The organism is uncultured Aquitalea sp., assembly GCF_945957525.1.
Classification (GTDB): domain Bacteria; phylum Pseudomonadota; class Gammaproteobacteria; order Burkholderiales; family Chromobacteriaceae; genus Aquitalea.
In genome coordinates this window covers 13,687-28,398 of the sequence record NZ_CAMFLA010000008.1, presented here as the reverse complement: position 1 = coordinate 28,398, position 14,712 = coordinate 13,687, and the positions used below count along the sequence as shown (strand labels likewise).

General features: G+C 57.2%; 10 protein-coding genes and 1 tRNA gene. 5 read left to right on the top strand and 6 right to left on the bottom strand.

Annotation, left to right across the window (positions count from 1 at the left end):
• Positions 1 to 171: 171 nt before the first annotated feature.
• A complete protein-coding gene (locus tag Q0P52_RS09275) occupies positions 172 to 1,311 on the bottom strand; it encodes a GGDEF domain-containing protein (RefSeq protein ID WP_293761047.1) in 1,140 nt (379 codons plus the stop codon).
• Positions 1,312 to 1,605: 294 nt separating this feature from the next.
• Between Q0P52_RS09275 and Q0P52_RS09270 the strand changes: the two genes are divergently transcribed.
• Together Q0P52_RS09270 and Q0P52_RS09265 are read left to right on the top strand one after the other, a co-directional pair.
• Positions 1,606 to 1,833, top strand: coding sequence for a hypothetical protein (locus Q0P52_RS09270; RefSeq protein WP_293761044.1), 228 nt, complete (start codon positions 1,606 to 1,608; stop codon positions 1,831 to 1,833).
• 195 nt (positions 1,834 to 2,028) lie between these two features.
• On the top strand, positions 2,029 to 3,306 hold the full coding sequence (locus tag Q0P52_RS09265; RefSeq protein WP_293761041.1) for an HD domain-containing phosphohydrolase: 1,278 nt from the start codon (positions 2,029 to 2,031) through the stop codon (positions 3,304 to 3,306).
• A 35-nt stretch (positions 3,307 to 3,341) separates the two neighbouring features.
• Here Q0P52_RS09265 and Q0P52_RS09260 read toward each other — a convergent pair whose 3' ends face one another.
• The 3 genes from Q0P52_RS09260 to Q0P52_RS09250 form a co-directional block, all read right to left on the bottom strand.
• The gene (locus Q0P52_RS09260) at positions 3,342 to 5,045 is read right to left on the bottom strand and encodes a diguanylate cyclase (RefSeq protein WP_293761038.1); all 1,704 of its coding nucleotides are present in this window, start codon (positions 5,043 to 5,045) and stop codon (positions 3,342 to 3,344) included.
• On the bottom strand, positions 5,045 to 6,085 hold the full coding sequence (locus tag Q0P52_RS09255) for an extracellular solute-binding protein (RefSeq protein ID WP_293761035.1): 1,041 nt from the start codon (positions 6,083 to 6,085) through the stop codon (positions 5,045 to 5,047). Before Q0P52_RS09255 ends, Q0P52_RS09260 begins: the two co-directional genes overlap by 1 nt.
• 323 nt (positions 6,086 to 6,408) lie before the next feature.
• Positions 6,409 to 7,314: a DMT family transporter gene (locus Q0P52_RS09250; RefSeq protein ID WP_293761032.1), complete on the bottom strand. Its 906-nt coding sequence runs from the start codon at positions 7,312 to 7,314 to the stop codon at positions 6,409 to 6,411.
• 452 nt (positions 7,315 to 7,766) lie between these two features.
• Between Q0P52_RS09250 and Q0P52_RS09245 the strand changes: the two genes are divergently transcribed.
• The 3 genes from Q0P52_RS09245 to Q0P52_RS09235 all read left to right on the top strand — a co-directional run bounded on the left by Q0P52_RS09245 (position 7,767) and on the right by Q0P52_RS09235 (position 11,628).
• Positions 7,767 to 9,101, top strand: a complete 1,335-nt coding sequence (locus Q0P52_RS09245; RefSeq protein WP_293761029.1) for an integrase family protein — start codon at positions 7,767 to 7,769, stop codon at positions 9,099 to 9,101.
• Between the two features lie 1,234 nt (positions 9,102 to 10,335).
• Positions 10,336 to 10,497 carry a hypothetical protein gene (locus tag Q0P52_RS09240; protein ID WP_293761026.1) on the top strand — a complete coding sequence of 54 codons (162 nt, stop codon included), beginning with the start codon at positions 10,336 to 10,338 and terminating at the stop codon, positions 10,495 to 10,497.
• Positions 10,498 to 10,932: 435 nt separating this feature from the next.
• On the top strand, positions 10,933 to 11,628 hold the full coding sequence (locus Q0P52_RS09235; RefSeq protein WP_293761023.1) for a hypothetical protein: 696 nt from the start codon (positions 10,933 to 10,935) through the stop codon (positions 11,626 to 11,628).
• A gap of 404 nt (positions 11,629 to 12,032) precedes the next feature.
• Here Q0P52_RS09235 and Q0P52_RS09230 read toward each other — a convergent pair whose 3' ends face one another.
• Both Q0P52_RS09230 and Q0P52_RS09225 read right to left on the bottom strand, forming a co-directional pair.
• The gene (locus Q0P52_RS09230) at positions 12,033 to 13,748 is read right to left on the bottom strand and encodes a hypothetical protein (protein WP_293761020.1); all 1,716 of its coding nucleotides are present in this window, start codon (positions 13,746 to 13,748) and stop codon (positions 12,033 to 12,035) included.
• A gap of 871 nt (positions 13,749 to 14,619) precedes the next feature.
• Positions 14,620 to 14,696, bottom strand: a tRNA-Ile gene (locus tag Q0P52_RS09225).
• Between the last annotated feature and the right edge of the window lie 16 nt (positions 14,697 to 14,712).

Below are 14,712 nucleotides of genomic sequence, written 5' to 3'. Positions count from 1 at the left end.
AAACTCCCTCGCTGGCCGGCCCGTGGGCGTACAAGCCGTGCCCGGCAACGGCCAGCCACACATCTAGGCGAGGCAAGCCCTGTCAACGCCAACCAGACCGGCGCTGCACAAGACCGCTGGTTTTTCATCATCCCATCGGGAAAACATTGAGAAAGCCGCCTGCCGGCGGCCTTATACCGCCACGCGTATCTGATTGCGCCCCAGATGCTTGGCCTGATACAGCACATCGTCCGCGCGACGAAGCAGGTTGTCCGCCACGTCCTCCGCCCGATGAAAGGCAATACCAATGGACAGGCTCAATTGCAGCGGTTTGCCTTCCCACGTCACCTGCAATCCCGCCACCGCATTGCGCAAGCGCTCGGCAGCCACCAGCGCCGCCTCCGGCGCCATGGCCGGCAGCACGACCAGAAATTCCTCGCCGCCCACCCGCCCCAGCAGATCCGTGCGGCGCGACACCTCCCGCAAGGCGGCAGACACCTCTTTCAGCGCCAGATCGCCGGCTGCATGGCCATGCTCGTCATTGATAGCCTTGAAGTGATCCAGATCCATCATCAGCACCGCCAGCGCGCCGCCATAACGCTGTGCCCGGGCGATTTGCAGCTCCAGCTCCCCCATCACCGCCCGACGATTGAGCAAACCGGTCAGCTCGTCAGTGCGCGCCAATCGCATCAGCGACTCCCTCAGCTCGCGCTCCTTCTCCAGCCGCTCGTTGAGCTCCTCGCTCAAACGCAGCACCGCCAGATTGCTGGAGGCCGCCGCCCGCGAGCGCAGGTTGGCCGAACGCCCCACCACGCCGATCATGCCGACAAACACCAGCAAGCTCAGCAGCAAGACACCCTTGGGCTGGACATAGTCGTGCGTCAGGACAAAAACCGCGAGCATCAACACGATGGGAGCGACATAGGCGGTCAGTACCAACAGGTTGGACGATAAGGTGGACATGATGAAAGCGATGGCGGTGGCAAGAATCATCAGTCGCAAATGATAGAGCGCATCCATGCCGCCGCTGTCGAACAGATACAGCATCGCTCCCCAGCCCAAGCCTGTCAGCGCACACAGGATGGCCTCGCCGCGCACAAAGCGCAGCCTGCCCTCGTCCCCGGCAACCAGCGCCCAACTGGCATGCAGCATGCGCCAACACAATAGCGAGCCCATCCCCGCCGCCCAGATGCCCACAAGACGGCTTTGCGCTTGCCAATGCGGCAGCGCCGTCACCATCACGCCCAGCAAAGCCACCATTGCGGACACCCTGCTGCGGTGGAAAAGATCCACCGCCAGCGCCTTGTCCACCTCCGCCTCGTCCTTGTTCATGCCGCCCCCCGACTGGTCACCGCCTGTTTTGCTGCAGTATGGATCAGTGTCTGCCGCCTTTCCGGACTTACTGCGCCGCGCGATCGCAGAAGAATGAACAAAGCTTGATTTATGCAAACTTCTGTCAGACAAAAACACAGTATGTTGGCGACTATCCGCAACGGTTCAGCGCGCCAGCATGCTGATGGCGTGCGACAGGTCATCATCCTGTCGCCAGCGGCGGGCTTATCCGGCCCGCCACCGCGCGGGGCCGCCTCCGGGTGGTCAGCATCATCCCCCAACAGGAGACAAGTCATGGACAAGCATGCAAAAACCGTTATCGAGGATCTGATCCGCATCGCCACCGGCGAAATCAAACACATCAACCGCGCCAACTGCCCCACGCAGGGCTCGGTGGATGACCGCCAGGATGACTGCCCAGCCTGCCAGGCCATCGTGCGCGCGGAAAAATTCACCAACCCGCAATGGAAAGACGCGGCGCAAGCGTTTGAAACCGTGATCCGCAAGCTGGATATCGGCTGACCCCCGCCTCGACCTCGCGCCAAAGCCCTGCCTTGCAGGGCTTTTTGCTGTCTGCACAAGCATGCCGGCATGAGCGTCCTGTCTGATCCTGATCACAACAGGACTCGCGCACGGCGATGAATCGCGCCGGAGCAGCTACAAAGAAATGAAAGCCGCAAACATGAAGCGGCCTGCAGCCAATGGAGGGAGAGCGATTTGGACGACAGCGCGCTGTGCATTGATTTGCGGCAGATGATTCTGGCCATTGAAAACGCCGTGTCGCTGGTGGGCATGAACGATACCCATCACGGCAAGCGGGTGGGCTATATCGCCTGCCAGATCGGCCAGATGCTTGGCTTCAGCGAAGAAGACCTTCGCTACGCCTTCGAACTGGGGCTGCTGCACGATTGCGGCGTATCCACCTCGCAGATGCACGCCAATCTGGCCAATTATTTTGATTGGCACGATGCCCATATCCACTGCGAAATCGGCTACCGCCTGCTGAAGGATTTCGAACCGCTGGCCAAATTCGCCTTGCCGGTGCTGCACCACCACACCCACTGGCAGCAATTGCGCCAACTGCCGCTCAGCCGCCAGGACGCCCGCATGGCGAATCTGATTTTCCTGTCCGACCGGATCGACGTGCGCGCACTGCCCCACTACCACAGCGACATCCTGCTGACGCGCGACGAGATCGTCGACAATGTGGCTCGCGCGCACAGCGGCACGCTGTTCGACCCGGAACTGGTGGATGCGCTGCAGCAGGCGCACCGTTCCGAGGCCTTCTGGATCGCGCTGGAAGACCGCCACATCCAGCGCTACACCTGGGACATGGGGCAGGTGGAAACACCACATCAACTCACACTGGCGCAGTTGCGCCAGCTATCCATGATCCTGGCCTATGTAGTGGATCAGAAGAGCCCGTTCACCGCCCGCCACTCGGTGGGCGTCGCCGATCTGGCCAAGTATCTCGCCTCGGCCTACGGCCTCTCCGAGCAGCGCTGCCTGAAAATTGAAATCGCCGCGCTGCTGCATGATCTGGGCAAACTACACATGCCGGACAGCATTCTGGAAAAGGAAGGCCCGCTGGACGATACCGAGCGCTCCATCATGAACCAGCACAGTTTTGAAACCTACGAAATCCTGCGGCACATCCGCGGACTGGACGAGATTGCCCACTGGGCCGCCTACCATCATGAAGGCATCAACGGCGGCGGTTATCCGTTTCATCCCCGTCAACGCGACCTGAGCGTGGAGGCCAGACTGATTGCGGTAGCCGATGTGTTTCAAGCGCTGGTGCAGGACCGCCCCTACCGCAAAGGCATGCCGCTGGAAGCGGTCATCGCCGAACTGGATCGACAGGCTACGAGCGGCCGGCTGGACCCTGGACTGGTCGATCTGGCCAAGGAGCGCGGCGCGCGTTGTTTCGACATTGCTCGAGGCCAGGACTCTGCCTGCAATCCCGAGTATCTGCACATGCTCACGCCAGCCTGAGTGCGCCCGCGCAAGGTTGGCCGAAGGCCGTTGGCTCAGCTGGTCTGATGATGCATGGCCTTGACGCGGTACATCGAGTGGTCGGCTCTGTTGACCAGATCCTCCGCGTTATCGCCGTCGCGCGGATACAAGCTGTAGCCGATGCTGGCGCCCACATTCAGACTGACGCCATCCACTGAAATCGGCTCGCCGATACTGCGCATCAGCTTGTCCAGCAACTCGCCCAGCGCCGTTTCAGAGGCGATGCCCGACAACAAGACCAGGTATTCATCGCCCCCCAGCCGCGCCACCACATCACTGCTGCGCACGCCGTGCAGCAATCGGCGCGCCACAATCTGCAGCACCTGATCCCCCAGCGCGTGACCGAAACGGTCATTGATGTCCTTGAAACGATCCAAATCGACAAACAACACAGCAAAAGCGCGCTGATCGCCCGCGACGCCGGCCAGACGCTGCTCCAGCCGCTGGAAAAACAGCGAACGATTGGCCAGCCCGGTCAGCGCGTCATGATGCGCCAGATAGTCCAGCTCGCGCTGGTTGTCGTACAGATTCGCCATGTGCTGGTGCAGCTGGCGTTGCATGCTGTCGAAATTACGCGCCAACACGCCAATTTCGTCATCCCGCTCCACCGGCAGCGGCTGGTGCTGCCGCGTATCGCTAAAACGGGTCGCCGCCTCCGCCAGGGTGTTGATGGGCCGCAGCAAGGCGCGGGCAAAAATCACCGCCAGCAGGATGGCGATGACACTGCAGGCCAGCACGATATGCATGATGCGCAATCCCAGCGGCTGGGCGTTCGCCAGCACACTGTCCAGCGGCTCCACCAGCCCGGTTACCAGAAAATCATTGCCGACGCCCAGGCCAAACGGCTGGCGGACAAAGGCCATGATGCTGCCGGGCGCCAGCTCAGGCTGATCCAGCCCGTTGACGACCTGAGTATTGGCACCATGCTCGAACAAGGGCTTGGCCGCCGGAAAGCTGTCCTGCATGAACACCCTCCGCCCGCGGTCAAAACCGAAAGTCTGGCCCGGATCGGGATGAACGAGAAAATCCCCCCAGCTATTGGCGAGATAAAAACGATAGCCGCGGGGCAAGTCAGCGCGCACAGGGCCGATCAACTTGTTCAGATCCACATTGATCACGACCAACCCGCCCGGCTGGCCGTCATGACGTGGCAGAGGCGTAGCCAGCATGATGCTGGGCACCCCTTCCGCATCATGAGAAGAGCGTTCGTGGTTCACGGTGATGGCCGACTGATACACCTGACCGGCAGGCAGGGCCAAAGTGTCGAACATATAGGGATAGTGGGCCTTTTCCTGCAGGGCGTCGCCAGCCACGCGCAGCGTCAACCCGCCGGCGCTATCCATCCGCACCAGCTCCAGACCATTGTCCGCAGAGCCGATCAGACGCACCTGCAAGTATTCCGGATGCAAAGCCAGCATGGAGGCAAAGGCCTGAGCCAGCTCGTCCTTGGCGCGCTCGCGCTCCGGACCATCCGGCATGCTCAGCGCCCGGTCCACCTGCACCAGCCGCGACAGCATCAGCACATCCTCAGTGGCTTGCTCCACCGAGATGCCCAACCGGCGATTAAGATCCTTGACCGCTCCCATCAGCGTGGCTTGCGCCGCCGACACCAACAGCGCGCGATTGGCGCTGTAGACGTAGTAACCGGTCAGACCGGAGGAGAGAATGCCGATGACCGCCAACAGCAGCACCAGCTTGAACAACAGGCTGGAGCGCATCAGAAGCTCCCCGGGCGGTCGCCCGCCATGATGCGCTGCCACAGCGCTTCCCGCCGGCCGGCATCCTCCACCGGCTGCAGCCACAGTACCTTGGCCTTGTCCTGCAGATCCTCGCTTTCAACCAATGTATTGGCCAATCCCTGTCGTTTGGGCAGCAAGCTGCTCACGGACGGCTCCAGCATGTAGTTGATCCACTGCTGGGCCAGCATCGGATCCGCCGCGAAGCGCGTCATGGCCCAGCAATCCAGCCAGGCCAGCACGCCCTCCTTGGGCAGCGCGTAGCCCACATCCGCGCCGGCTCGTCGCAAGGAATTGAGCTGCTGGGTGCCATAATTGCCAAACATCACCGCAACCTTGTGCCGCACGAACAGCTCGGTCGCTTCCTCCGGCAGATTGTAGAAAGTGAGCACATTGCGGCGCAGATCAATCAGGCGGCGAGTCAGCCGGGCGCGCTCGTCATTGCTCAAGCGGAAAGGATGTTCGATACCAGAGGCCAGCGCGCTAAAGGAAAAATTGTGCTGCCCGCCGTTGAAGTCGAGCACTTTGTGGCGAAAACGCGGATCCCACAGCACATTCATCGAGTCCGGCGGCGAGGCGAACTGCCGCTTGTCGTAAATGATGCCCATGGTGGAATAGGTAAACGGCACGGCATAGAGCACTCCCAGCTGCTCAAGCCCCGGGATGCGCTGACGCTGGCGAAAACGGGGCAATTGCCGGGCCAGGTTTGGCAACGACGTCGCATCAAGCGGCTTGAGCAACCCGGCCGCGTAATAGCGTTGCATTTCGGCGGTGTTGGCCGCCAGCACATCAAAACGCGGGCCTTCTTTAGCGTTCATGCGCGACCAAAGCCCCTCGTCCGAATCAACGAAGGTCACCTCCACCCGGGCCTTGTAGCGTTGCTCAAACGCCTTCACCACGTCCGGATCGGCATAGCCTGGCCAAGCCAGCACGCGCAGCAGCGCTTCGGCCGACACCCCGCCGCAGGCCAGTATCAGCACGCACAACACCAGCATCAGGCGAATTGTTTTTCCCCGCGACACGTTTACCGCCCCTTGCAAACGCCGCCCGGCCTTCGCCCGGCGACCCATCCTCGTTATGTATTTTCACTGCCGCAACGGTGCTCCCCCGCTCTCGTCCCGGCATCATCATAAATGCACAGCATGACAAGCGCAGGCGGTGCCACCGCTCTAGCAATTACTGTCTGTTAGTACAGTGTAGCGCACAGATTGCGGACAAAAAGCAGGTATTACCCTTCCTGGCCTCGCCGCGCAGTGAGCGACGCCAAACCGCACCCCACCAGCTTGCCATCCACAATAAAAAAGCCTGCCAAAGACTGGCAGGCCTCTCGTTAGCGTCAATCGCTTCAGCGCGGCTGAGGCCTCAAGGACCGAACAGCCGCGCGCTTGCCCAGCACAACGGTAATAATCACCCCCAACGCATATAACCAGGCATAAGACGCCACTTCTTCACCAAAAAACAGCGCGGAAAACGCCAGCGTGAAAAAAATCTGCAGCAGCTGCACCTGACCCACCCTGGCGATGCCGCCCTGCGCCAGCCCGGCATACCAGGCAAAGAAACCGATCAGTTGCGAGAACAGGGCTACATAAGCGAACGCGAGCCAGGTTTTCAGCGCCACCGGCTCCGGGTGCGCCGCATGATGGCTCCAGGATAAGCTGGCTACCGGCACCATCAATACCGGAGCCGACACCACCAGCGCCCAGCAAATCACTTGCCAGCCACCCATCTGCCGCGCCAACCTCGCGCCTTCGGCATAGCCCAGCGCCCCCAGGCCCACCGCCGCCAGCATCCATACATCCCCGCCATGCAAAGCGCCATCACCGGCCTGCAAGGCGAAGGCCACTACTAACGCGCTGCCCGCCACTGCGCACACCCAGAAGCCCGGAGACGGCCGCTCCTTTGACAGCCAGGCTGCATAGATTGCCACCAGCAAAGGCTGCAAACCGTTGACGACAGCGCCATGCGAAGCGGGCAAGCTCTGCATGGCCAACGCCGAAAACACCGGATAGGCCACAATCACACCCAGCGCCACCACGGCAAGGCTCTTGAGCTGAGGCAGGGTTGGGCGTTTTTCTGCGCGCCAGGCCAGCAACAAGGCGGCAGGCAGCGCCGCCGCCAGCGCGCGGCCCAGGCCATTCAACAAAGGAGGAAGTTCTGCGACGACAATGCGCGTCATCGGCAAGGTGAGGCTGAAGATCAGCACACCAACCAGCCCGAGCAACATGCCGCGGGTTTCAGAGGATTGAGTCATGAGCAAGCCGAAGAAAAAGACCAGACGGACAACCGGCATGCTTGATGCTGCGAGCCTGCCGAACTGCAGCCAAGTCTATCGCGGAAGGGGCCGGCTATGGCCGGGTGTCTGCGCAATTATCATGCGGATTAGTCCGAGCACGGCCGGCCGGTATCAAGCCGGCAGCCGAAATAGAAAAGGACCCGCCGCTCTCGCGACAGGTCCTTGATTTCCTTGGTGGGCCCTCCGGGGCTCGAACCCGGGACCAAAGGATTATGAGTCTCACAGAGAAACCATTCCATCACGTTGATGCCAATTGATAAAACTCAACTAAACTCTTTATCTACAAGGGCTTCATCGTTTTTTCAATAATTCTTGAGTTACTTTCCGTTGACCGAAATCGACTCAAAACAAGTACACTACAAGTACACAGCGACTCTCCACCTCCTGATTCGACTTGTTCGGAACCACAAATGGCAACTTTCAATTTTACACTCGACCGTATTGACAAGCTCAGCAGCGAAGGCAAGGCCGCCGCATACCATTACGATACGGAAGCCCCAGGCCTTGGCATCCGAGTGACACAGAAGGGGGTCAAAAGCTACATCTTCCAAAGCTACGTGTTTGACCAGCAGTTCCGCATGACGATTGGCGATGTGAATACTTGGCGTCTTGATGCGCCAACGCGAAGCACTGAAAACAGCGCAAGAAAAGAAGCACGTCGCCTGCAATCCCTCTGCGACGCAGGTATAGACCCACGCCGGGCCAAAGAAGCACTCAAGGCCGAGAGCGTTCGTCAGCAGGCCGAAGAGGCACGCAAAGACACCACCCTTGCCGACGCATGGAAGCACTACATCAAAGCAAACTCCATCCGATGGAGCACAACACACTTAAAGGCACATGAGCGCCTAGCTCATCGTGGGGGTGAACCACGGACACGAGCCAAGGCGAAAACAACCATCCCCGGACCACTCGCAGCTTTATTAGACGTCAAACTATCCGAGCTAAGCGCAGACCGCTTGGCAACATGGGTGGAGGAAGAGAACACCAGCAGGCCCACCGTAACGGCCCTCGCCTTCCGAATGCTGCGAGCCTGCTTGAACTGGTGCAACGAGCAACCAGAGTACATCGGACTAGTGCCTAGAGGAGCACACGCATCCAAGAAGGTTCGCCACAAAGTCGCCAAGCCCAGAGCCAAGGACGATTGCCTTCAACGCGAGCAACTAGCCATCTGGTTCAGTGCGGTTCGCCTGCTCCCTCCCGTATTCGGCATCTACCTGCAAACTCTGCTGCTGACCGGCTCACGCCGTGAGGAGCTAGCGGATCTTCGTTGGACAGATGTTGATTTTCAATGGAACAGCTTACGTATCGCGGACAAAGTGGACGGCGAACGTATTATCCCCTTAACCCCCTATATCGCCACTCTTCTTGCCAGCCTACCTCGCAGAAACGAATGGGTGTTTAGCAGCCCCAGTGCCGCTTCCGGGCGCATTCAAGATCCGCGAGATGCTCACAACCGGGCACTTACGATGGCAGGCCTACCCCATCTGACATTGCACGGTCTCCGCCGCTCGTTCGGCACGCTAGCCGAATGGGTGGAGTGTCCAATAGGCGTAGTGGCGCAACTCCAAGGCCACAAACCCAGTGCAACCGCTGAGAAACACTATCGCCGCCGCCCTCTGGACCTATTACGGCTCTGGCACTCTCGGATTGAAAGATGGATTCTGGAGCAAGCTGGAATCGAGCAACCCTCAACCGAAACAGGCAAGCCAGGCCTCCGCTTGGTCACACAGGAAACTCAGAATTAAGCGATCGCTCGCCATGACTCATAAAAAGAATAATACGTCAAGCACATCTTGACAAATTTCAAATTATGGTGTATAGTGGCTACATAAATGCAACAGCGCCCCCTCCTCGGGGGCTTGACTCACACTCTGCATACAACCCGTCTGCACTGATACTCCGACTCACATCGGAACTTCAGCGTTTGCGTCATTGACGTACACCACCCGCAGGCCTCCCAAAAACCCATCTCGTGCACAGCCTCTGAGCCACTTGTGTAACAGCAATCGGCACGCAGTCCTTTGCGCCCCAAAAATGTCATTGACATAAAAAAGGAAAGTATATGGAGAAACAACGCAGCTCCAATTCCCCAACCCCAAACCTTGACGCACTCGCAACCACTCGAGACTTTGTCAGCACAGAAGAAGCGGCTGCCCTCTTGAACCGCAAGCCGCAGACCTTGCGGAAGTGGTCCTGCTACGACAAAGGAGCACTGCGCCCCATCCGCGTCTATGGCCGCCTGCAATGGTGCATCAAAGAGATTGCCGCCCTACTACGCGGAAATGGCTCGACACTAAACTCCGCACACAGTTGAAAGGCCCGCACCCAACCGAAGAACAACACACTCAGCGCGGCATCGCCAGATATTTTGAATTTGCGACGACCGCCCGCTGCTCGAACTGGAGTCGGATAGGCAGCACAGGCGATTTTGTTTGCAATCCACCAGAGCCCCCCGCGGCTCTCAAATGAGATACACAAGGACTCTCAAAAGAGATACCACCCCTCTCAAATGAGATACAAGGGGTAGCTCAAATGAGATACAAGAGGTGGCTCAAATGAGATACCCCCATCTCAAATTGAGATACAAGGGGTAGCTCAAAAGAGATACCACCCCTCTCAAATGAGATACAAGGGGTAGCTCAAAAGAGATACACAAGGAAATTCAGAGGGCATCACCACCACTACATCCAAGTTGAAAACCTTGAAAAAACAACGCGAAATTGGCAGATTTTGCGAGAAACGGAAACAGCCAACAATGGGATTAGCACCTTACAACCTTGATTCTACGGAGACTTGCCAAGCAAGAGATACGCTTAAAATAGCATCTCGCTGAAAATTGTGACTTGCAGGATTTCAACGATTTTTTGCCGAGCCGTAGTTAGCAGACTCCCCATCCCGATGCTTGACTTTTCAAGTGGGCGTGCTTTACAAACGAAGCGGAAGTAGTTTAGTTCCGTCATCCTAGCGAAGAGACACCACATGGCCATCACAAGTATGATTCTTCTCCTCCTGGGCGGCATCATGCTCTGGAACGGTCACAGACAGAACAAGGTCAATGCGGAAGCCGATGCCAAGGCAAGGGAGAGCAAAGAAGGGCGCAAACGCCTCAATCGCCATGCGGTCATGTACCGCAAACGCTGACAGTCATCCAACCATCGCGCATCCGCCGCACAGCACCACCCAATCCAAACACCAGAGTGCGTCCGCAAACCAATGCGGCGCTTTCGTGCGCCTGTAGTACCACACCACCTCGCGTCTGCTAGACCCCGGCACACCTGCGCCTGGCCTGCTGGTATAGCTACCCCAAAAGGAACTGAAGATGACGTAACTTTTAACGTGAAATCCGCAATCCAAACGGAGCAAATTGGCCACAAGATGGCCCCCGGAATGCAGTAATCACAAGGGATTCAGCCGATATGGCACATCCACAATTCAACCCAGCAACAGCGCCTTTTGGCCATGGTATATATATTCATGAGTATCCTCCTCAGGATACGAATAGTATGTAATACCAGTGGTATCTATCCCTCGATGACAGGAAGGAAGGTGTGTTGCGCTTTATAAGATTTAACCCCAATGCGGAACAAATTCGCTCTCAAGCGAGCTGTCCAGTTCGTCAAGAATTACGTTAACCAGCGTAGCTGGAAATCTAACGCAACGTACCACCAGCGTTGCGCCGAAATCGGACTCGAAGCCATTTCAACAATGGGTAAGCCCACAGCAGTAATGCTCACCTTCTGGCCCGGTGATGCACATTCGGGTGAGGCTCCATCCAAGATATTCCGCGAACTTGAGAGTAAATTCCTTAAGCATCCATGCAAGAACTCCCAACACAAGATCACCATTCAATGGGTACGAGAGAAGCGCGAACCGACTCCCAGTATGCATGGTCTGCCCGGTATTCCTGGTGGCTGGCACTATCATGCAATGGTGGTAATGGATTTCAGCAAGGTATCAATGAAATACCTTATCAAGATCGTCAATGACATGAAGCACGAGGGATATTTCCACAAGTACTGGCTTTCCCGCGTGAATGGCAGTCGTGACGACAAAGCACTCGTACAGCTTCATGACCTTCGCTCTGATAAAGGGTGGGCCGAGTATCTGGGACACGCGGAGTATCTGGCAAAGGAACGCACCAAGGTCAAAACCGAGGGCCGCAGGAATAGCAATGGTTCCCAAGTGACCCGGCTGCCCGAATGGTTCAAGCAGCTCTTACCTGGCGGAACCCTGGATAACGTACCGGTGCCGGCAGGAAGTCTGGCATGGTGATGTATTCAACAATCCGCCGATTTTCGAACGCTGCAACGAAAATTATCGCCTCAGGATCACCACGTTGCATGGCACATGATCATATAGTTGCCACCGACCGTTTCGGGCCGATGGCTGAGCCCACTTCTCGCCTATGCATGTCTGCTTGTTGCTGGGCAGCGCTCTGAGCAGGCACGACAGCTTGCATCTGGAGCATTGAAAGGATTCGGCATAATGGTTGTCTCCCGCTTTTACCACCATGCCAGGTAGACGAAGCGGGGCACCAACAGTTGGTCGGTCATTATCGTCATTCGTTTAGCAACTTGGGCAAAGCTTTAAGAACCGATTAACCTGTCGTTCAATTAGTCATGGCGGCAATCAAGAAAGAAATTGACACCGCATCTTTTGGCTTCCACTTACGAAACTTACGCTTCACCTTCAACGTCTTGCGGCACCGGATCAAGATCGAAGTAGATGTACCTTGGTTCGCGTCTGAGCCCATCAGCTGGATACGTGCGCACCAATCGTCGGTGCTCCTCGTCGAAGGTCATACCGTCCACCAAGCACGCCTCGGCAACGCGCGGGTTGTACCCGTGCAGCCATAGAAAGTTTCTCCTCGTCCAAGCCAGTACGGCTCTTTGAAGCGCCCGGCTGTCCTTATCGCGGTCGCCCTGCCTGACAATTAGCCCCATCACGTTTAGGCAGAAGCCGAGAATCCTCGCGCCCTTGAAATTCGGAAAGCGCTTCATGTCAGCAATCTCATCGTACAGGAGCCGTCGCACCTTGAACTTCACCACCTTGCCGGCGGGGCCGTCGAGGTCATTAAAGTTGAACAGTTCGCCCCATACCGAGTTGTGCTGAATCGTCCAGCATCCCCACTGCGGCGATCTGACCGCTGAAGCGTGAAAGATCACCTCGAAGATCATGCTTGCTATGTGATCGTAGAAAGTCTCGTGTGGATGGCCGTGATTCTCCCGCACACGAATGCGTACATGATCGGGAATCCCCTTTTCGTCGAGAATCTTGACTGCGCCTTTGACGAACTCAATGACAACGCATAGACGTCGGAACGAGTCGGCGTCCAAAGCGCTTGGGAGTTCGTTCAATTTGTAGAGGTCTGAAGCCGCTTTTTCGATGTAGCCCTTCGCGCGATACAGCACAAACGAATGGCTCTCATACCCTCCTTTCACGTAACTGTTGAAGGTCATCAACACTACCCTGCAGTAGCCCTCCCACTGCGTGGCATCCCACTCCAACTTGCCATATACGTCGGGGTCAAGAAGAGTTCCAATCGTCTCGACCATCTCATAGTTAGAGAATATTGCCTGGCAAAGGGGCTTATGGTAGCCGATGAGGCCTGATTCGTAGCCTTTGGCCTCGTGATAGAGGAATGAGTCTTTGTTTGCCAGCGCCTCGTTGACAATATTCCTGGAGAAGGTCTCCACCTGGATGCCGTATTTCTTCATGTCAGCCATTGCCTGAAACACGACCAGCGCAGTGCCCGGTGACGACTCGACAATTGAACGGCACAACCTCTTGTCGGCGATGAGCAGAAGCAGGGAGTTAGCGTATCCTTCCACCTTCGGCGGATCCTTCTCCTTCTCATCGTCACGCTCAAGCCGATAGCTCCCAAACCCACCTCTATCCGTGGCGTATTGAACAACCGCTCGGGCCGAGTGGGCGAGCTCATCTGCGATGACAGAAAGCTCCACAGGAGAGCCCTTGAGGATGAATCGATACAGCGTCTGTACGAAACGCTCGGCATTGTACCTACCGTAGGTTGGCGGCCGGATAAACGCGAACCACGTCCAGGTTAGGAACGTCAGCAAGAACAGCCCACCCAGGATCGCTTGCCACGACGCAGGGGACAGAAGGTTGCCCTTTGGAACTAACCACTGCTCTGCGCGCCAAAGGTCTGTCAGTAACGTGAGCACACCGATGGTGGCGACGACCGCAAACGTGATACCTTGCAGTGGAATGGGGGCAGTCTGGACCCGGAACCGGTAGCGGACGTCGGCGATTGTCCAAGCTAACACCATGAGTGCGAGGCCCGCGAGAAATTCTGCGAAGCCAAAAAATTTCTGTCCGTTGCCATCCAGTGCGACGAAGCAAACGTCCCAAATGCACTGCTGCCCCCCCATTAGATTCCCCTCTCGTGTCTGATTTCCCCTCCGGGGCGATCAATACAGAACTATATGGCCGAATTTAGTGTGAGGCATAGTGCGTGCAATTACGCAAACCGCTCAGTCCTCGTCGACTAATATACCTTTTCAACACTTGAACACATGCGGAGCATGCACACCATAAGCCGCACACGTTGGCACGCTCTCGTTAGTCTTTGCGACCCAACTATTCATGATCTGGCCTTCGAATATGAGTCAGTGAGCCTTACCATCGAAGCACACCCGGTCTTTTTAAAGCAGGTATCCAGCAAGGTTGCAGCTTAGAGCTTTCTACTGCCCTGAGTTCTGCATGATGGCCGCCAAGATGGAACAGGACGACAACCTCGTAGTGACGAACTCGATCGCCTAAGCCGCAGCGTCACAAACGTGGTTACTACTGCCGAAACCCTGACCTATGCAAGCATAAAGGTAGCGCGCATTCAGTTGGCGATACTGATCTGACTTCGGAAACTGGTACGCTGCGGATGCAGTTGCTTACTGCTGTCACAGAGTTTGAGTGTTCGCAGCCGTTTGAGCACACCCAATCCCGGCTAGTCCGCATGACGGAGGAAGGAAAAAAGCTGGGACGCAAGCCAAGCTACAACCAAGAACAAGCGGAACTCATCAAGGCGGATACGCTATTGGCGACAGAAGCATCCACCAACTGGCACCAAAGCACGGTGCACACGTAGGAACTACCCATACTCTGGTGAGGAGCGCATAGCGAAAAGTAGTCAAATTCGCCCAGTCACCAGCCGAGCTTTCCCAGCCAACAAGTACACAGCGAGTACACAGACATTGGAAAAGGAAAACGGCCCACAGCAAAAGTGCCGTAAGCCGTTGATTTGTTTGGTGGGCCCTGTGGGACTTGAACCCACGACCAAAGGATTATGAGTCCTCTGCTCTAACCGACTGAGCTAAAGGCCCGAAGCGGCGCATTATA